18 protein-coding genes are annotated in these 18,054 nt (G+C 39.4%); 9 read left to right on the top strand and 9 right to left on the bottom strand.

Translation table 11 applies throughout. From position 1 onward, the window contains the following. Positions 1-3: 3 nt before the first annotated feature. Positions 4-693: a phosphopantothenate--cysteine ligase gene (coaB, locus tag AC3E7H_RS06505; protein WP_000699482.1), complete on the bottom strand. Its 690-nt coding sequence runs from the start codon at positions 691-693 to the stop codon at positions 4-6. Positions 694-925: 232 nt separating this feature from the next. Between coaB and AC3E7H_RS06500 the strand changes: the two genes are divergently transcribed. Next, the gene (locus AC3E7H_RS06500) at positions 926-2,596 is read left to right on the top strand and encodes a formate--tetrahydrofolate ligase (RefSeq protein WP_000845264.1); all 1,671 of its coding nucleotides are present in this window, start codon (positions 926-928) and stop codon (positions 2,594-2,596) included. 90 nt (positions 2,597-2,686) lie between these two features. On the opposite strand, the gene lysS is transcribed toward AC3E7H_RS06500, so the two are convergent. From lysS to AC3E7H_RS06475, 5 genes are all read right to left on the bottom strand, one after another. Then, the gene (gene lysS / locus AC3E7H_RS06495) at positions 2,687-4,177 is read right to left on the bottom strand and encodes a lysine--tRNA ligase (protein ID WP_373115177.1); all 1,491 of its coding nucleotides are present in this window, start codon (positions 4,175-4,177) and stop codon (positions 2,687-2,689) included. 140 nt (positions 4,178-4,317) lie between these two features. Next, complete coding sequence (locus AC3E7H_RS06490) at positions 4,318-4,938, bottom strand: histidine phosphatase family protein (RefSeq protein WP_490676272.1); 621 nt, start codon at positions 4,936-4,938, stop codon at positions 4,318-4,320. Further along, positions 4,935-5,420, bottom strand: a complete 486-nt coding sequence (locus AC3E7H_RS06485; RefSeq protein ID WP_490676271.1) for an aminoacyl-tRNA deacylase — start codon at positions 5,418-5,420, stop codon at positions 4,935-4,937. The genes AC3E7H_RS06490 and AC3E7H_RS06485 overlap by 4 nt, the downstream gene beginning before the upstream one ends. Next, on the bottom strand, positions 5,420-6,262 hold the full coding sequence (locus AC3E7H_RS06480) for a DUF368 domain-containing protein (RefSeq protein WP_000954130.1): 843 nt from the start codon (positions 6,260-6,262) through the stop codon (positions 5,420-5,422). Before AC3E7H_RS06480 ends, AC3E7H_RS06485 begins: the two co-directional genes overlap by 1 nt. 109 nt (positions 6,263-6,371) lie before the next feature. Then, positions 6,372-7,172, bottom strand: a complete 801-nt coding sequence (locus tag AC3E7H_RS06475; RefSeq protein WP_001227600.1) for a glycoside hydrolase family 25 protein — start codon at positions 7,170-7,172, stop codon at positions 6,372-6,374. A gap of 156 nt (positions 7,173-7,328) precedes the next feature. Here AC3E7H_RS06475 and glmU point away from each other — a divergent pair, with 156 nt between their 5' ends. The 8 genes from glmU (at position 7,329) to AC3E7H_RS06435 (ending at position 15,132) form a co-directional block, all read left to right on the top strand. Next, positions 7,329-8,708, top strand: a complete 1,380-nt coding sequence (gene glmU / locus AC3E7H_RS06470; protein ID WP_000024820.1) for a bifunctional UDP-N-acetylglucosamine diphosphorylase/glucosamine-1-phosphate N-acetyltransferase GlmU — start codon at positions 7,329-7,331, stop codon at positions 8,706-8,708. Positions 8,709-8,717: 9 nt separating this feature from the next. Next, positions 8,718-9,281 carry an NUDIX hydrolase gene (locus tag AC3E7H_RS06465; protein ID WP_000393804.1) on the top strand — a complete coding sequence of 188 codons (564 nt, stop codon included), beginning with the start codon at positions 8,718-8,720 and terminating at the stop codon, positions 9,279-9,281. Next, positions 9,274-9,585, top strand: a complete 312-nt coding sequence (gene macP, locus AC3E7H_RS06460) for a cell wall synthase accessory phosphoprotein MacP (RefSeq protein ID WP_000517859.1) — start codon at positions 9,274-9,276, stop codon at positions 9,583-9,585. The genes AC3E7H_RS06465 and macP overlap by 8 nt, the downstream gene beginning before the upstream one ends. Before the next feature lie 10 nt (positions 9,586-9,595). Continuing rightward, a complete protein-coding gene (locus tag AC3E7H_RS06455; protein ID WP_000689807.1) occupies positions 9,596-10,291 on the top strand; it encodes a 5'-methylthioadenosine/adenosylhomocysteine nucleosidase in 696 nt (231 codons plus the stop codon). Between the two features lie 293 nt (positions 10,292-10,584). Beyond that, positions 10,585-12,873 carry a DNA helicase PcrA gene (gene pcrA / locus AC3E7H_RS06450; RefSeq protein ID WP_049509798.1) on the top strand — a complete coding sequence of 763 codons (2,289 nt, stop codon included), beginning with the start codon at positions 10,585-10,587 and terminating at the stop codon, positions 12,871-12,873. Positions 12,874-13,189: 316 nt separating this feature from the next. After that, positions 13,190-13,450: a SemiSWEET family transporter gene (locus AC3E7H_RS06445; RefSeq protein ID WP_049509788.1), complete on the top strand. Its 261-nt coding sequence runs from the start codon at positions 13,190-13,192 to the stop codon at positions 13,448-13,450. Positions 13,451-13,555: 105 nt separating this feature from the next. Beyond that, entirely contained in the window at positions 13,556-14,257 is a 702-nt protein-coding gene (locus tag AC3E7H_RS06440) for a response regulator transcription factor (protein WP_049509789.1), read from the top strand. Next, the gene (locus AC3E7H_RS06435) at positions 14,254-15,132 is read left to right on the top strand and encodes a sensor histidine kinase (RefSeq protein WP_490676270.1); all 879 of its coding nucleotides are present in this window, start codon (positions 14,254-14,256) and stop codon (positions 15,130-15,132) included. The genes AC3E7H_RS06440 and AC3E7H_RS06435 overlap by 4 nt, the downstream gene beginning before the upstream one ends. A gap of 39 nt (positions 15,133-15,171) precedes the next feature. Here the strand turns inward: AC3E7H_RS06435 and AC3E7H_RS06430 are convergent, their stop codons facing one another. The 3 genes from AC3E7H_RS06430 to AC3E7H_RS06420 all read right to left on the bottom strand — a co-directional run bounded on the left by AC3E7H_RS06430 (position 15,172) and on the right by AC3E7H_RS06420 (position 17,928). Continuing rightward, positions 15,172-15,930: an ABC transporter permease gene (locus AC3E7H_RS06430; RefSeq protein ID WP_049509792.1), complete on the bottom strand. Its 759-nt coding sequence runs from the start codon at positions 15,928-15,930 to the stop codon at positions 15,172-15,174. A 10-nt stretch (positions 15,931-15,940) separates the two neighbouring features. Further along, complete coding sequence (locus AC3E7H_RS06425) at positions 15,941-16,849, bottom strand: ATP-binding cassette domain-containing protein (protein ID WP_049509793.1); 909 nt, start codon at positions 16,847-16,849, stop codon at positions 15,941-15,943. Positions 16,850-17,118: 269 nt separating this feature from the next. After that, positions 17,119-17,928, bottom strand: a complete 810-nt coding sequence (locus tag AC3E7H_RS06420; protein WP_049509710.1) for a Cof-type HAD-IIB family hydrolase — start codon at positions 17,926-17,928, stop codon at positions 17,119-17,121. Positions 17,929-18,054: the final 126 nt, after the last annotated feature.

Raw genomic sequence — 18,054 nt, 5'->3', positions numbered from 1 at the left:
TTTCTAACAGTCAAATCCTTGAATTTTTTCCACTAACAAGTCAGCAATTTCTTGTTTGCTAGCAGCAATCTGATAATCTTTTTCCTCTACTAGATAAGCCAGGTGTTGATCAGCATTAATCTGAGTGAGGTCATTAGCGACAATCAAGTCAGCTTGATTCTTTACAAGACTTTCTCTAGCGATTTGAATCAGATGCTCCTTGGTAACCTCAACAAGCAGTTTAAAGCCGATGAGATGAATACTGGGGTTCCATTCTTTAACAAGAGAGATGATCTTTGGATTTTTCTTGAGAAATAGGACTTGCACCTCATCCTTAGAAGAGATCTTTGTTTCCATATTTTTCTTATGCAAAAACTCACTTAAATCTTGGCTCGCTTGAACTTGGTCAAGACCTGTCATGTAAACTGGGCTATAGTCAGAAACAGCCATTGAATGGATCAAGACTTGATAATCAGGGACAATCCGTTTCATCTCTTGGAGTAAATCGGAAGTGTTTTTGATTTCAATCATAGTCAAATTCGGGTGTAGTTCTGGTTTTAGTGCTTGTCGCGTAGTAATTAGACAAACTTGGTGACCAGCTTTTAGTAAAGTCTCAGTTATTACTTTACCAAGTCTACCAGTAGAGTGATTGGTAATGGAGCGAACTCGATCTATTGCCTCGCTTGTACCACCAGATGTAACTAAAATTTTCATAGAACTATTATACAAAAAAATGAACAGTAAGTAAAATGAAAGCGATAAAATATTATGTGAAATCCGAGCTTTTAACTATAGTTAAAACCTATAAAGGCATATAAAAATTTAAAAAGAAGCCAAGAAAGTCTGAAGTGTTGTGATATTTACGAACGTTAGCAAGCTTTATGACTGTTAAAAATCTTATTTTATGATATAATGAATTAACACATTTGAGGTAGAGGAGTTTGTTATGAAAACAGATATTGAAATTGCACAGAGTATCGAGCTAAAACCAATCGTTGATGTTGTAGAGAAACTTGGTATCTCTTACGATGATTTGGAGTTGTACGGAAAATATAAGGCTAAACTAAGCTTTGATAAAATTCGTGCAGTTGAGAGCAATCCAGTCGGTAAATTGATCCTGGTTACTGCTATCAATCCGACACCTGCTGGTGAAGGAAAATCAACTATCACTATCGGACTTGCTGATGCTTTGAATAAGATTGGTAAGAAAACCATGATTGCTATCCGCGAACCATCTCTTGGTCCTGTTATGGGGATTAAAGGTGGGGCTGCTGGTGGTGGTTATGCACAAGTTTTACCAATGGAAGACATCAACCTTCACTTTACTGGAGATATGCACGCTATTACAACTGCAAATAATGCTCTCTCTGCCTTGATTGACAATCACTTGCACCAAGGAAATGAGCTAGGAATCGACCAACGTCGTATTCTTTGGAAACGTGTGGTTGACTTGAACGATCGCGCTCTTCGTCACGTAACAGTCGGCCTTGGTGGTCCTCTTAACGGTATTCCACGTGAAGATGGATTTGATATCACTGTTGCTTCAGAGATCATGGCCATCCTTTGCTTGGCAACTGATATTGAAGATTTGAAACGTCGTTTGGGCAATATCGTCATTGGTTACCGTTATGACCGTACACCTGTTTCAGTGGGTGATCTACAGGTTGAAGGTGCCTTGGCATTGATTTTGAAAGATGCTATCAAACCGAACTTGGTTCAAACCATCTATGGAACACCTGCCTTTGTACATGGTGGCCCATTTGCCAATATCGCACACGGATGTAACTCTGTCTTGGCTACAACTACAGCCCTTCACTTGGCAGATTACACAGTGACAGAAGCAGGTTTTGGTGCAGATCTTGGTGCTGAGAAATTCCTGGATATCAAAACTCCAAACTTGCCAACTTCACCAGATGCAGTAGTGATTGTTGCAACACTTCGTGCTCTTAAGATGAATGGTGGGGTTGCTAAGGATGCTTTGACAGAAGAGAATGTAGAAGCTGTTCGTGCAGGATTTGCAAACTTGAAACGTCATGTTGAGAATATCCGTAAGTTCGGTATTCCAGCAGTTGTTGCTATTAACGAGTTCGTATCTGATACAGAAGCTGAAATCGCAGCTTTGAAAGAACTTTGTGCTTCAATCGATGTTCCAGTTGAATTAGCAAGCGTATGGGCCGATGGAGCAGAAGGTGGAGTAGCTCTAGCTGAAACTCTCGTCAAAACGATTGACGAAAACCCAGCTAACTATGCACGTTTGTATGACAATGACCTTTCAGTACAAGAGAAGATTGAAAAGATTGTCACTGAAATCTATCGTGGAAGCAAAGTAAACTTCGAGAAGAAAGCTCAAACTCAAATCGCACAAATCGTACAAAATGGTTGGGACAAATTGCCAATCTGTATGGCTAAAACTCAATACAGTTTCTCAGATAATCCAAATGCTCTTGGAGCCCCTGAAAACTTTGAAATTACTATTCGTGAGTTAGTACCAAAATTGGGTGCAGGCTTTATCGTTGCTCTTACTGGTGACGTTATGACCATGCCTGGACTTCCAAAACGCCCAGCAGCTCTCAACATGGATGTTGAAAGTGATGGTACAGTTCTAGGTTTATTCTAATAAGAAAATTTAAAGACAAGCTCAACATTGAGTTTGTCTTTTTTGGGATTACTAAAAAATCTCCTAGAAAGTAACTAGGAGATTTGTATTTTATTTCATAGTTGGGAAGAGCAATACATCACGGATAGTAGTTGTATCAGTGAGGAGCATGCAGAGACGGTCGATACCGATTCCCAAACCACCTGTTGGTGGCATACCGTATTCAAGTGCTTCGATGTAGTCGTAATCAATGCCTGTTGCTTCGTCGTCACCAAGCTCTTTGGCTTTGGCTTGAGCTTCGAAACGGCTAAGCTGGTCGATTGGGTCGTTGAGCTCAGTAAAGGCATTTCCGTATTCTTTAGTCATGATGAAGAGCTCGAAGCGGTCTGTAAAGCGCTCATCTTCTGGATTCTTCTTAGCAAGTGGAGATACAGCTACTGGATGACCATAGACAAAGGTAGGTTGAATCAAAGTTTCTTCAACAAATTCTTCAAAGAAAGCATTGATGATATGACCAACTTCAGTGTAGTGTTTTTCAACTGGAACTTTCTTCTCAGCAGCGATAGCTTTAGCTTCTTCGAAAGTCATATCTTTCCAGAAATCAACACCTGTAATTTCCTTGATTGCATCAACCATGTGTACACGTTTAAATGATTCATTGATCTTGATTTCAGTTCCTTGATAGATAACCGGACCATCGCCTTTAACAGCTTTAGCAGTGTGTTGAATGATGCCTTCAGTCAAGTCCATGATATCCTGGAAGTCTGCGTATGCTTGGTAAACTTCGATAGAAGTGAACTCAGGATTATGTGTAGCATCCATCCCTTCGTTACGGAAGATACGGCCAATCTCATAAACACGCTCCATACCACCAACGATAAGGCGTTTCAAGTGAAGCTCAGTCGCGATACGAAGCACCATGTCAATGTTTTGAGCATTGTGGTGTGTGATAAATGGACGGGCAGCAGCACCACCAGCTTCGTTGTGAAGAACTGGTGTTTCAACTTCAAGGAATCCTTTTTGGTCTAGATAACGACGGATTTCAGAAATGATTTTTGAACGTGTGACGAAGCGGTCAAAGCTTTCACGGTTAGAAATCAAATCAAGGTAACGTTTACGGTAGATTGTTTCAACGTCTGTTAAACCGTGGAATTTCTCTGGAAGGGGACGAAGTGCTTTAGACAAGTGTGTGATGTGAGTAGCTTTGATAGAGAGCTCTCCCATATCTGTACGCATCACTTCACCTTCAACACCAAGGAAGTCACCGAGGTCAGCCTTTTTAAAGATTTCGTAGTTTTCTTCACCAACAGCGTCTTTACGAACATAGATTTGAATTTGACCTTCGCGGTCTTGAAGGTGGGCAAATCCAACCTTACCTTTACCACGCTTTGTTACCAAACGTCCAGCGATAGTAGCAGTCTCGTTTAAATCGTGTAGTTGTTCTTTGTCAAGGTCAGCATATTTATCTTTTAATTCTTGTGAGTTAGCAGTGCGTTCAAAGCGTTTACCGAATGGATCGATTCCTTGTTCGCGGAGCGCAGCCATTTTTTCACGGCGAACGATCTGCTGGTCATTTAGTTCTTCCATATGTTCTGTTGACATGGTTTCCTCCTAGTTTTTACTCAATTCTTGATACGATGAGTCTTTTTTGCGATACTCCCATTTTATCATAAAAGTCAAATAAATTCACGGATATTCTACAAAATCTAAAAAGAACTTAACAGCGATTGTTAAGTTCAGTTCTAATTTTGATAAGAAGTGTCGTTCCAGACTAAGAGGTTGAAGTTTTTAAAGTCTTCTGTTTCGACAATAGTAACACTAGCATTTGCTAAACCGCCATCTTTTCTAAGTAGTGGAGTATCATAGCCTAGAAGAGTTCGAATACTGGCTGTGAGATTGGCACCGTGACCAACAATCATAACATGTTCAAAAGGTTTGGACTCTAATGATTTGATAAATTGAATGGTTCGTTGAGTTGTTTGATAGACAGACTCTGCTCCAAACATAGTCGAATCGAATTTTGCTAGATTGGTACGAAAAGCTTTTAATTGCTCGGGATAGATGGCTTCTAAGGTTGCAAATTTTGCACCTTCAAGTTTTCCAAGTTGCCATTCTCTTAGTGGGGGTATCTCTTCTAATGGACAGCTGTTTTTCAGTTGACTTTGGATAATTTGAGCAGAAGTTTTAGCTCGAGGAAGATCACTAGAATAAATTACATCAAATGGAGTTTCCTGGAGATACTGCCCTAGTTTTTTTAAGGACTCAATGGATTCCTCAAGGAGTGGAGAGTCCCCGCTTGCTCCTTGAAAACGTCCCTCCAGATTCCAAAGTGTTTTACCGTGACGAATAAAATAGAATTTCATGTGTTACTTGCCTCCAAGATATCTGCAAATTCAGCTTTAACAAAGGATGCTAGATCTTGAGGATTGATAATGATACTATGACCAACCTCCCCTGCGGAAACAATCATTTCATTCAGGTGAAGAGCAGTTTGGTCGATAAAGATAGGATAGTTATGTTTTTGACGGATTCCAACTGGATTATTGGCACCGTGGATATAGCCTGTTGTTTTTTCTAGGTCTTTTTGTGGAATCATGCTGACTTTCTTATTACCAGAAATCTTAGCCAGTTTCTTTTCAGAAAGATGTTCAGTGATAGGCACGATTCCAATAATTGGTCCAGTTTTATCTCCCAGAAGTGCTAGAGTCTTGAAAATTTGACTCTTTTCATAACCTTGAGGCATCTCACCTTCCAAGGCATTAATTTGAATACCTGTATGGTTTATTCCTGCCTTGGTTAAAATTTGTTGGACCAAGGTTTTCTTGACTTTTACTTTTTTTGCCATTATTTATACTTATCCTCCAATTGACTCATCCAGATTCCCAACCAAATCCCTAGGGCAAAGAAGAAAGCAATCAGTACATATGATACTAGTGACAAACCACTGTAACTAATACTTTCAGCATTGCCAGCATTTGGAATAAGGATCAAGAGTGTACTTGATAGTACGATCCCAATGATAAAATGATACACACGTGAGTGATAAAGGCGAAGAGCATAGTCCATGAATTTAGAGAAAATAATCAGAGTGATAAGAAGCCCAATCCCAATTGGTAAGAAGGTCCCAAACAAATCAAAAGTCTTGAACCCTGTTAACATAGGGCCATAAAGGCCAAGAATCAAGAGAAGATTGGAAGGACTAAGCCCTGGAACCAAAATACCAAGCGCCAACAAACAACCAGCCAGTGTGAAGTTAAGAAAACTTGCAGATAGAGAACCAACTACAAAATTCAAGGCATAGAGGGCGATACCTGAGATGATGAAGGTTGCCCAAAACCATATGTGGTCAACCTTGTCTCTATCAGAGTCACGAGTTGATTCTTTGACAAGACTTGGGATAGTACCAATGATAGCTCCAGCAAAACTCCACAATACATACACTTGATAATTCTCTAAAAGATACTCGATTGGATAGGAGAAAAGTCCGATACCTAGAAGCATTCCAATGCCGACAGGAAGGAAAAAGAGCACATCTTCTTTTAAATTCTTAAAAGGATGGGCAAGAAATCGAATCATTCTCTCATAAATTCCCAAGATAGCAGCAAGAACACCACCAGAAATCCCTGGTAGAATGAAACCTAGGGCGATTACAATTCCCTTAATAATTTTTGATAACCATGATAACATAGAGGTCCTCCGAGATTCATATTCTATAAAGATAAAACAGTGATTTAATACTGAAAAATAAAGAAAAGCAAGCAGAAAGCAATGTCTGACTTGCTTATTGTGATAGTGATTAAGGATTTAAAAACAATTTTCTAAAGGTTTCTTCCTTGTTCTTTGATGAAGAAATGAGATTCAAATCGAGGTGATGTTCAAATCCACCAAGATTTCCATGTGAAGTGTATTGGTGAAGGTCATAGCTAAGATCTGTTTTTGGAGCACTCTCATAGTAACCTGAGTTGGTTCCATAGGAAGGTATCCAGATAGCTGAATAATTATCAACGCTGATACTATGTTCCTCCATAAAGTAAACACCAACATAGATACCGATATTTTTTGCACCCAATGAAGCTAATTTAGCACGAAAGGCCTCAACACCCCGGTTCATGTCAGACATAGTCTTTTCTTCAACATCTAACCAATAGTAGCTCGGGTTGTAAGGGGAAGCAGCGTTATAAAAGGCTTCAGCAGCTTTTTCCATTTCTTCGACATTTTTTCCAGCTACATAGGCATAAACAGCGACTGGAACATTTCGTTTTTGAAATTCTGTGATATGTTCTTTATAAGCCTTATCGACCCCATTTTTGAATGAAGCGTCATTTTCAACAGAAACTTGAGCTCCACTATGAACCCGAACGATTGCACCTGAAATATTTTGAGTTAAGGTGTCATAATTGATCTCTGATGGTCTTTGCCAGCCAGAAACATCAATAATCGGCTTGTTGATATTATGTAAAGCTTGAGTTTCTACTTGAACTGGATTTTGCTTTGTTTTGACTGGATGGTCTTCGAACTTGGGTCTATTGATGATTAAAATACCCACGAGAGTAGCTAATACAGTAAAAATAAAAACAGGATTTATTTTCTTTCTCATACTTTTATAGTGTATCGTAAATGGTGAAAAAAATCAAAAAAAAATACTCGAAATCATCTAGAGAATGCGATGTTTTAAAGCATTTGCCCTCTTTTGTGTTTGAAAAAGCAAATTTATGATATAATATAAGGGAATTTCTATAGAAAAGAGAAAAATATGGCAAATTATGCAGTTATTTTAGCAGCGGGTAAAGGTACTCGTATGAAATCAGATCTACCAAAAGTCATGCACAAGGTTGCAGGAATTTCAATGCTTGAGCATGTTTTTCGTAGCGTAGGAGCCATCAATCCTGAAAAAACAGTAACGGTTGTGGGTCATAAGGCAGAACTTGTGGAGCAAGTTTTAGCTGGTCAAACTGATTTTGTAAGACAGTCTGAGCAATTAGGAACTGGTCATGCGGTTATGATGGCTGAGCCAATTCTTGAAGGACTTTCTGGACAAACATTGGTTATTGCTGGTGACACACCACTCATTACTGGTGAAAGTCTAAAGAACTTGATTGATTTCCACGTTAATCACAAGAACGTAGCTACAATCCTAACTGCAGAAGCTGAAGACCCATTTGGTTATGGACGTATTGTTCGTAATGAGAATGCTGAAGTGCTTCGTATCGTGGAGCAGAAGGATGCGACTGATTTTGAAAAACAAATCAAGGAAATCAATACAGGAACCTATGTCTTTGATAATGCACGCCTCTTTGAAGCTTTGAAGAATATCAACACCAACAACGCCCAAGGCGAATACTACATTACTGATGTCATCGGCATTTTCCGTGAAGCTGGAGAAAAAGTCGGAGCCTATACTCTGAAAGACTTTGATGAAAGTCTCGGAGTTAATGACCGTGTTGCCCTTGCGACAGCTGAAGGCATCATGCGTCGCCGTATTAACCAAGCGCATATGGTCAATGGAGTTAGTTTTGTGAATCCTGAAGCTACTTACATTGACATCGATGTTGAAATTGCTCCAGAGGTTCAAATTGAAGCGAATGTAACCCTCAAAGGTTCTAGTAAGATTGGTGCAGGAACTGTTTTGACTAATGGAACTTATATCCTTGATAGCACTATCGGTTCAGGGGCAGTGATTACAAACTCGATGATTGAAGAAAGCACGGTTGCTGATGGCGTTACAGTTGGTCCTTATGCTCATATCCGTCCAGGATCAAGCCTTGCAAAAGATGTACATATTGGGAACTTTGTTGAAGTCAAAGGTTCTAGCATTGGGGAGAATACTAAGGCAGGACATTTAACTTACATTGGAAACTGTGAAGTTGGTAGTGATGTCAACTTCGGTGCAGGAACCATTACTGTAAATTACGATGGTCAACACAAGTTTAAAACAACCATTGGTAACAATGTTTTCGTTGGTTCAAATTCAACCATCATTGCTCCAGTAGAACTCGGAGATAATTCTCTTGTTGGGGCAGGTTCAACCATTACTAAGGATGTTCCAGCTGATGCCATTGCTATTGGACGAGGTCGCCAAATTAATAAGGACGAATATGCAACTCGCCTCCCTCACCATCCTAACAATAAATAGGAGCTAACGATGGAATTTGAAGAAAAGACACTTAGTCGTAAAGAAATTTATAAAGGGCCTATTTTTCAGCTAGTTCAAGATCAGGTTGAACTACCTTCTGGAAAAGGTACTGCGCAACGTGATTTGATTTTCCACAATGGAGCAGTTTGTGTCCTTGCAGTTACTCCAGATAATAAGGTTGTCCTTGTTAAACAATATCGCAAGGCGATTGAAAAAGTCTCTTATGAAATTCCTGCAGGTAAACTGGAAATTGGGGAGAATGCAGATCCAGAAGCTGCAGCACTTCGTGAATTAGAAGAAGAAGCAGCCTATACTGGTAAATTAATCCTTCTCTATGATTTTTACTCTGCGATTGGATTTTGTAACGAGCGCTTAAAACTTTACTTGGCAAGTGATTTGACAAAAGTTGAAAATCCTCGTCCTCAGGATGAAGATGAGACTTTAGAGTTACTTGAAGTCAGTCTTGACCAAGCTAAAGAACTGATCCAGTCAGGTGATATTTGTGATGCCAAGACTATCATGGCTATTCAGTACTGGGAATTACAAAAAAATAGTGGAGGAACCCATGGGTAAACCTTTATTAACAGATGAAATGATTGAACGTGCCAATCGAGGAGAGGACATCTCAGGGCCTCCCTTGCTAGATGATGAGGAAACTAAGATTTTACCGACTTCTTCTCAAAATTTTGGCTATTCGCGAACTAAAGATCATGGTTTTAGCCAGGATACACTGACCATCGAAGTTGAACCTTCTATTCACAAAAGTCGTCGGATTGAAAATACCAAGAGAAATGTCTTTAATTCTAAATTAAACAAGATTCTTTTTGCAGTTATTTTTCTCTTGATTTTGTTAATTTTAGCAATGAGATTTATTTAAGGGGTCTATCATGAAAATTGGAATTATTGCAGCTATGCCAGAAGAGCTAGTATACTTGATTCAACACTTGGATGATGCCAGTGAGGAAAAGGTTCTGGGACATAGCTATCATACTGGTAAGATTGGTTCTGTTGAGCTTGTACTTGTAGAGAGTGGTATTGGTAAAGTCATGTCTGCGATGAGTGTCGCTATCTTAGCAGATCACTTTGAAGTCGATGCAGTGATTAATACTGGTTCTGCTGGTGCAGTGGCAAGTGGAATCGCAGTAGGGGATGTAGTGATTGCAGACAAGCTTACCTACCACGATGTTGATGTGACTGCTTTTGGTTATGAATACGGACAAATGGCTCAACAGCCTCTCTATTTTGAATCAGACAAAAAGTTTATCAGCTTGATTCAAGAGAGTTTGTCTAAACTGGACCAAACTTGGCATTTAGGTTTGATTGCGACAGGTGACAGTTTTGTTGCTGGAGAAGATAAAATCAAAGCGATAAAAGAACATTTCCCTCAAGTTCTTGCTGTAGAGATGGAAGGAGCAGCTATTGCTCAAGCAGCTCATGCTTTGAACCTTCCTTTCTTAGTCGTTCGTGCCATGAGTGACAATGCAAACCATGAAGCATCCGTTTCCTTTGATGAATTTATCGTAGAAGCAGGACGTCGTTCTGCCCAGGCCCTAATGACGCTTTTGCAGTCTATAAAGGATTAATAGAAGAATTACTGAGAGTGGGACAGAAATCGGTAATTCGTTAGAATTCGATTTCGTCGTCCCACCTCCGCACAGTTGAGTAGGGGCTGTAAAAGCTGATGAAATCAGCGTAGTAGAGCCCACTCAACCACTGCGTCTTGCTCGACAATCAAAAGAGAATTGAGAGGCTAGGACTTTTGTCCCAGCCTCTTCTTGTCTTGCCAACTAAAGTAATCAGAAGGCTCTTAAGAAAAGTTATTTTCAAACTTTTTTGATATAATAGAAACATTGACTTGAAGAATAAGGAAGAGAAAATGAACGATTTATTAAAGGGAATGAATGACCGTCAAGCCGAGGCTGTTCAAACCACAGAAGGACCCTTGCTGATCATGGCGGGGGCGGGATCTGGTAAGACTCGTGTTTTAACCCACCGTATTGCCTACTTAATTGATGAAAAGTTGGTAAACCCATGGAATATCTTGGCCATTACCTTTACCAATAAGGCTGCGCGTGAAATGAAGGAGCGTGCTTATGGACTCAATCCAGCTACTCAGGATTGTTTGATCGCGACCTTCCACTCTATGTGCGTGCGTATCCTACGGCGCGATGCCGACCACATTGGCTACAATCGCAATTTCACGATTGTGGATCCAGGGGAGCAGCGAACGCTCATGAAACGTATTCTCAAGCAGTTGAACTTGGATCCTAAAAAATGGAATGAACGTACCATTTTGGGAACCATTTCCAATGCTAAGAATGATCTGATTGACGATGTAGCTTATGCTGCCCAGGCAGGAGATATGTACACGCAAATTGTAGCTAAGTGTTATACAGCCTATCAGAAAGAACTTCGTCAGTCAGAGTCAGTGGACTTTGACGACTTGATCATGTTGACTTTGCGGCTCTTTGACCAAAATCCTGATGTTTTGACTTATTATCAGCAAAAGTTCCAATATATCCATGTTGATGAGTATCAAGATACCAACCATGCCCAGTATCAACTAGTCAAACTTTTGGCTTCACGCTTCAAAAATATCTGTGTGGTTGGGGATGCTGACCAGTCTATCTACGGTTGGCGTGGTGCTGATATGCAGAATATCTTGGATTTTGAGAAGGATTATCCTCAAGCCAAGGTTGTTTTGTTGGAGGAAAATTACCGCTCAACCAAAACCATCCTACAAGCTGCTAATGACGTTATCAAAAACAATAAAAATCGCCGTCCTAAGAATCTCTGGACTCAAAATGCGGATGGGGAACAGATTGTCTACTATCGCGCTAATGATGAACAAGACGAGGCTGTCTTTGTCGCTAAAACCATCGATGAACTTGGTCGAAGCCAAAACTTCCTCCACAAGGATTTTGCGGTTCTTTACCGTACCAATGCCCAGTCTCGTACCATTGAAGAAGCTCTGCTCAAGTCCAATATTCCTTATACTATGGTCGGTGGAACTAAGTTCTATAGCCGTAAGGAAATCCGTGATATTATCGCATATCTTAATCTCATCGCCAATTTGAGTGATAATATCAGTTTTGAGCGGATTATTAATGAACCAAAACGTGGCATTGGACCAGGAACAGTAGAGAAAATCCGTGACTTTGCCAACCTACAAAATATGTCGATGCTTGATGCTTCAGCTAACATCATGTTATCAGGGATTAAAGGTAAGGCAGCCCAGTCAATCTGGGATTTTGCCAATATGATTCTTGATTTGCGGGAGCAACTGGATCAGTTAACCATTACTGAGTTAGTGGAAGCAGTCTTGGAAAAGACAGGCTACGTAGATATTCTCAATGCTCAGGCGACTTTGGAAAGTAAGGCTCGTGTTGAAAATATCGAAGAGTTCCTTTCTGTTACCAAGAACTTCGATGATAATCCAGATAATCAAGAAGATGAAACTGGCTTGGATAAGCTCAGTCGCTTCTTGAACGATTTGGCCTTGATTGCAGATACAGACTCTGGCAGTCAGGAAACATCAGAAGTAACCTTGATGACGCTCCATGCGGCCAAGGGACTCGAGTTTCCAGTTGTATTCTTGATTGGGATGGAAGAAAATGTCTTTCCACTTAGTCGTGCAGCAGAGGACGTGGATGAATTGGAAGAAGAACGCCGTCTAGCCTATGTCGGTATCACGCGCGCAGAGAAAATCCTTTATCTAACCAATGCTAACTCACGCTTGCTATTTGGTCGAACGAACTATAATCGCCCAACACGCTTTATCAATGAGATTAGTTCAGATTTGTTAACTTATCAAGGTTTGGCGCGTCCTGCTAATAGTAGCTTCAAAGCATCCTATAGTAGTGGAGGTGTTGCCTTTGGTCAAGGCATGAGCCTAGCTCAAGCTCTACAAGATCGTAAACGCAACGCAGCACCAAGATCAATTGAATCAAAAGGACTACCTTTTGGACAGTTTTCAGCTGGTTCTACATCAGCTTCTAGTGAGACAAGCTGGTCTATTGGTGATATTGCCCTTCATAAGAAGTGGGGCGAAGGAACTGTTCTAGAAGTTTCAGGAAGTGGATCTACTCAGGAATTGAAAATCAATTTCCCAGAAGTCGGCCTTAAAAAACTTTTAGCCAGTGTAGCACCGATTGAGAAGAAGTAAGTTTTCTAAATGAATAAGAGTGAGGTTGGGACAAAAGATTCCGACCTCACTTTTTATTAGCAATCAAACTTTGACGCGGTAGCTGATTGAACCTTTTGTTCGTCTTTTAGACTCCAAAAAGCTCCTAATATCATCCTCGCGGGGCTGGGACTACGAAATCGAGACATTGTCTATCGATTTCTGTCCCACCGCCATTTTTACGAATTCTCTTATCACAATCTTGTGATAATTTACAAGTTTTTAACAAATAGCTTTTTAAACTTCATTATTTTTAAAAAAAGTGTATAATGGAAATTGTTTTTGAAAGGAGAAGAAAATGTCTGAAAAACAAATGAAAACACTGGGTTGGATTGCAACCTTTATGTCTGTAATGATGTATGTCTCTTATATTCCACAAATTATGAACAATCTTGCGGGTCAAAAAGGGAATTTTATCCAACCGGCAGTAGCTGCACTTAACTGCAGTCTTTGGGTTTACTACGGTCTCTTTAAAAAAGAACGAGATATCCCTTTGGCAGCAGCTAATGCACCTGGTATCGTTTTTGGACTTATCACCGCTTTGACAGCTTTAATTTAATATAGCTAATGAACTCTTCTTCGTATTTAAGCATGAAGGAGAGTTTTTCTTTATCCGAAATTCCTAAAAAAACATGATATAATACTATTAGAAAGGTTGGTGTTTATGGCTAGAATACTTATCGTTGAAGATAATAATGAGATTCAAGAAATTTTGAGAACTCTTCTTTCTGAGGAGCATGAGGTGATTCAGGCTTTTTCTGGTACTGAAGGAATGATACGATTTGAACAAGGTGACATTGATCTAATCTTGTTAGATATTATGCTACCGGGTAAAAATGGTGATCAAGTTTTAAAAGCCATTAGACACGATAGTTCAGTTCCTGTCATCATGCTAACTGCCCTAAGCGATAAAAAGCTCATCAGCCAATATCTCTTAGATGGTGCTAATGATTATATTGTAAAGCCTTTTGATTTGGATGAAGTTTTTGCCAGGGTTACGGTACAATTACGTCAAAAAAGTGACAAGCAAGCAGCTGAAATCGAACATCCAGACAAGTTGATTCAACAGTTAAAAAATATTCAATTTGATGCAGATAGTTTTGAAATCAAAAATTGCCAGGAAACTATTCGCCTAGCTAAGAAAGAATGCTTGATTCTCCAAACCTTGTTGAGACATCCTAAGAAAATTTTCACGAAAGAAGAACTCTATGAATTGGTCTGGGAGGATACTTATTTACCAGGCGACAATACTCTCAACACTCATTTAAGCAATCTCCGTAAAAAATTAAGCCAACTAGATCCAGAGCAAGAGTATATTGAAACCATCTGGGGAGTTGGTGTTCGGTTAAAAGGAGATGAGCAATGATCTATATTTTACTATCTTTGCTACTAATGGTTATTATCCTATTGACGATAGGGTTGATTCGCTATCATCTAGCACTCATGAGCTTGACCCAACAGATTGAAGACAAGATTCTGACTGGAAGTATGAAGAGAATCGGAGTGTCAACTTTCTCCAAGGATTTTTTACATCTTTACAAGCAAATCAATCATCTCTTTCAAGAAGTTGAGCAGTCACGCTTGATTATGAAGCGTGAAAAGCAGACTTTAGACATGGCTATTAGCAATATTGCACATGATATTCGAACCCCTTTAACGATTGCGTCGGGTTATACTCAGCAATTGCTTAAAACAGAAAATCCTGAGTCTGAGAGTTTGAAAAAAATTGCCCATCATCTCAATCAAGTTTCAAAACGTCTAGAGGCTCTTTTGGACTATCGTCGATTAATGGAAGGAGCAGTTAAACCTGACTTATCTGAGTTAGAAGTCTCGACATTTATGACGCAAAAACTGCTGACCTATTATGATTCATTTCAGACGGCAAAGATTAACCTTGATTTACAAGTGGAACCTAGTTTGTATTTGCTGACTGATTCAGATTTATTAGACCGTATGTTACAAAATCTCATTGGCAATGTTTTAAAACATGGGAAGGATGAAGCGAGATTTTCTCTGAAGGAAGTGGACAATCATATCTGTTTGGAAATTTCAAATCTGGTCAAACAACCCATTCGAAAAATTGAAAATCTCAGTCAACGATTTTACTCTGAAAACCTATCAGATACAGAAGAATCCTCTGGTTTAGGTCTTTATATTACTGAAGAACTATCCCATCTCCTTGGAGCAGAACTACAACTAAGTACAGATGGTGCCTGGTTTACAGTTAAGATACTCTTTTAAAACAAGGAACCTCCTCTTTTTAAAAAGAGGAGGTCATTTTTATAAGCTTTTCTTCTTGAAAACAGCAAGTCCACTAACGGTAAAGAATAGAATAACAGTAACTGTAACGATAATGGTGTATAGAACAGCTTGACTATAGGCAGTCATGGCATAGGCAACATTTAAGGATAAATAGCGTAAAATCTCGATATCTGGAAAGATAAGCATCGGCGTTGAAAGTAAGATAGAACTGATTAAATAGCCAATGAAAACAGCCAGATAAGAATGAGTCACATAGAGAATGAAGGAAATAATGGAAAGCCAAGCAAGAAGGCAGAGGAATTGAAGACCAATCGTTAGAAGGAGATTGCCAATAAATCCTTCTGGCATGGTTCCTACTCCGTTTAGGATAGTTGCTGGTACGAAAGCAATAACTAGGCTAATAAGAATTTGCATTAGAGCGATACTGGCTAATACAACAGATTTGGCTAGAAAGAATTCTGTACGAGAAACCCCTACTGTCAAACTGTTTTTATAGAGTTTTCCGATAAGGTCAACTCCCAGAACGAGGCAAGCAAGGATAATACAGAGAAAAACGAGGTTTGAACCTTGACTCGATGCGTTAATCAGGGCTTGCACACCATTCCAACCTTGGGTTGGAATTTCTGATTCTGGGGGCGTTGTATTAACTGACATTAGATGTCCTGTAGCCCCAATAGTAGCTCCCATTAACATGAGTGCAAAGAGAACAATCTCTGTAATCCAAAAACCTTTGGAACGGAAAAGACGGTAAAAGTCTGCTTGAATTGTATGAATCATGATCTTCCTCCTATTTTACTAATTGTGTGAAGTATTCTTCAAGATTTTGACGAGCATAGTAAATCTCATCAACAGCGACATCTGCTAGAGTAAGTTCTTTGAGAATTCGTTTGACATCTTGTTCATGACTAAAAATATGAATCTCATTATCTGAATTCACAACTTTAAATTCAAGACGCACTTTGTCTTTTAAGATTTGACTAGCTTTTTCTTTTTCACTTGTTTTCAGAACGATATAGTCTTCATTCAGTGTCTCAAATTCAGCCTTACTGATTTCTCGAATGATTTTTCCTTGGTCCAGAATTCCAAAGCGATTGGCAACCAGATAAAGTTCTGACAAGATATGACTAGAGATGAGAATGGTCATTCCTTTCTCTTGATGCAGACGTTGAATCATTTGACGAAACTCTTTGATACCGATTGGGTCAAGACCATTGATGGGTTCATCAAGGATGAGAAAGTCTGGTTTTGATAGGAGGGCAATAGCAATGCCTAGACGTTGTTTCATCCCAAGAGAGAAATCTCGAAAAACTTTTCTACCTGTATCTGTTAACCCCACATACTTTAATGTCTCCTGAATGACTTGATCAGCATTTGGGATATGTCGAATCGTACAATAGTATCTTAGATTTTGATAGGCTGTTAAATGATTGTGAGCTACTGGGGATTCAATGACTGAACCTACTCGAGATAGGGCTTTCGTGCACTCCTTATACCCTTGACTAGAAAATAGGGAAATCGTTCCATGGTCAGCAGATAATAATTGGGTAATAATTTTAATCAGAGTTGTTTTACCAGCACCATTTTTTCCGATAAGTCCATAGATATCTCCTTCTTTAACTGAGAGACTAAGATCTTGTAGAATAGGTTGTTTGCCAAATTGTTTGGACAAGCCATGGATTTCGAGGACTGTTTTCATAGTTTTCTCCTTTAATCTTTAATACTCAATGAAAATCAAAGAGCAAACTAGGAAGCGAGCCGCAGGCTGTACTTGAGTACGGCAAGGCGAAGCTGACGTGGTTTGAATTTGATTTTCGAAGAGTATAAGATGTTTTATTTTTATAATTCTAGTATAAAGCATAGATATCAAAGAATCGTCAAGCATTTCTAAAGTGTTTCTAAAGTTTTTAAGTTTCTAAAAATAAAAAGCCCAGTTGGCTAGAAATACTAGTTGACTGGGCTTATTTTCTACAAAATATATTTCTCAATAGCACGTGCAACACCATCTTCTTCATTGCTAGCAGTTACGGCATCCGCGAGAGATTTGACGTAGTCGCTGGCATTTCCCATGGCAATCCCAAGCCCTGCAAATTCTATCATCTCAATATCGTTATTGGCATCACCCATGGCCATGATTTCAGAAGGTTGGATATCCAAAATCTCAGCCAAGCGAGAAAGAGCAGAAGCTTTTGTGGTACCGAGTGGCATTGCTTCATAGATAACTGGTTGTGAACGAACTCCGCTAAATCTCTGACAAAGTTCATCAGCAAATCGTTGTTCAAAATCATCTGTTTGTTCTTTTGTACCTAAGAACATACCCTGGAACATGCGATATTTTCCACTGGTAGCTTCCTCTAGTGAAATTTCAGTCAGGTCAGAAAAGACGAGTGTCGCATCGTATTTTACGATAGGATTTGGTTCGCCTCCGAGAACGAAGTAGTGTTCCTCGTCAAAGAGAGTCAACTGGACCTCACTCTTTTCAGCAAGTTCATTTAGGTATTCAATGTCTGATTTGCTAAGTTCTCTCCAGTCAACAAGGCCCCAATCACTAGTTTGGTGGGTAGAACATCCATTGTTGACGATGACGTATTCATTCTGCAAATCAAGTCCGAGTTTCTTGTAGTAGGGAAGAACCCCAAAGAGAGGACGACCAGTACAGAGAACCAGTTTGACGCCTTTTTCGACAGCCTTATGAATGGTATTAATATGAGCCTGAGGAATTTCCTTGGCTTCGTTGAGCAGAGTTCCGTCCATATCAAGGGCAAGTAGTTTAATCATAGTAGTTCCTTTTCACGTGTTTTGTCTATATTATAGCATAATTTAGTGGAAATAAGGATTACTATGTCAATTTAGGACGTTTCAATTACAATTCATGATTTGAAGAAGCTTTTTGGCAAATATATG

The organism is Streptococcus sp. SCPM-O-B-15304 (M98), assembly GCF_058200215.1.
Note: the sequence above shows the minus strand (reverse complement) of the source record. Positions and strands in the feature narration are given on the sequence as shown.

Bases quoted from the DNA above. Each gene is read 5' to 3' on its own strand.
- glmU (WP_000024820.1), top strand. From the start codon at position 7,329: ATGGCAAATTATGCAGTTATTTTAGCAGCGGGTAAAGGTACTCGTATG.
- AC3E7H_RS06425 (WP_049509793.1), bottom strand. From the start codon at position 16,849: ATGAAAACAGTCCTCGAAATCCATGGCTTGTCCAAACAATTTGGCAAA.
- AC3E7H_RS06480 (WP_000954130.1), bottom strand. From the start codon at position 6,262: ATGTTATCATGGTTATCAAAAATTATTAAGGGAATTGTAATCGCCCTA.
- coaB (WP_000699482.1), bottom strand. From the start codon at position 693: ATGAAAATTTTAGTTACATCTGGTGGTACAAGCGAGGCAATAGATCGA.
- AC3E7H_RS06435 (WP_490676270.1), top strand. From the start codon at position 14,254: ATGATCTATATTTTACTATCTTTGCTACTAATGGTTATTATCCTATTG.
- lysS (WP_373115177.1), bottom strand. From the start codon at position 4,177: ATGTCAACAGAACATATGGAAGAACTAAATGACCAGCAGATCGTTCGC.
- pcrA (WP_049509798.1), top strand. From the start codon at position 10,585: ATGAACGATTTATTAAAGGGAATGAATGACCGTCAAGCCGAGGCTGTT.
- AC3E7H_RS06475 (WP_001227600.1), bottom strand. From the start codon at position 7,172: ATGAGAAAGAAAATAAATCCTGTTTTTATTTTTACTGTATTAGCTACT.
- AC3E7H_RS06500 (WP_000845264.1), top strand. From the start codon at position 926: ATGAAAACAGATATTGAAATTGCACAGAGTATCGAGCTAAAACCAATC.
- AC3E7H_RS06430 (WP_049509792.1), bottom strand. From the start codon at position 15,930: ATGATTCATACAATTCAAGCAGACTTTTACCGTCTTTTCCGTTCCAAA.
- AC3E7H_RS06485 (WP_490676271.1), bottom strand. From the start codon at position 5,420: ATGGCAAAAAAAGTAAAAGTCAAGAAAACCTTGGTCCAACAAATTTTA.
- AC3E7H_RS06445 (WP_049509788.1), top strand. From the start codon at position 13,190: ATGTCTGAAAAACAAATGAAAACACTGGGTTGGATTGCAACCTTTATG.
- AC3E7H_RS06420 (WP_049509710.1), bottom strand. From the start codon at position 17,928: ATGATTAAACTACTTGCCCTTGATATGGACGGAACTCTGCTCAACGAA.
- AC3E7H_RS06465 (WP_000393804.1), top strand. From the start codon at position 8,718: ATGGAATTTGAAGAAAAGACACTTAGTCGTAAAGAAATTTATAAAGGG.
- AC3E7H_RS06440 (WP_049509789.1), top strand. From the start codon at position 13,556: ATGGCTAGAATACTTATCGTTGAAGATAATAATGAGATTCAAGAAATT.
- AC3E7H_RS06455 (WP_000689807.1), top strand. From the start codon at position 9,596: ATGAAAATTGGAATTATTGCAGCTATGCCAGAAGAGCTAGTATACTTG.
- AC3E7H_RS06490 (WP_490676272.1), bottom strand. From the start codon at position 4,938: ATGAAATTCTATTTTATTCGTCACGGTAAAACACTTTGGAATCTGGAG.
- macP (WP_000517859.1), top strand. From the start codon at position 9,274: ATGGGTAAACCTTTATTAACAGATGAAATGATTGAACGTGCCAATCGA.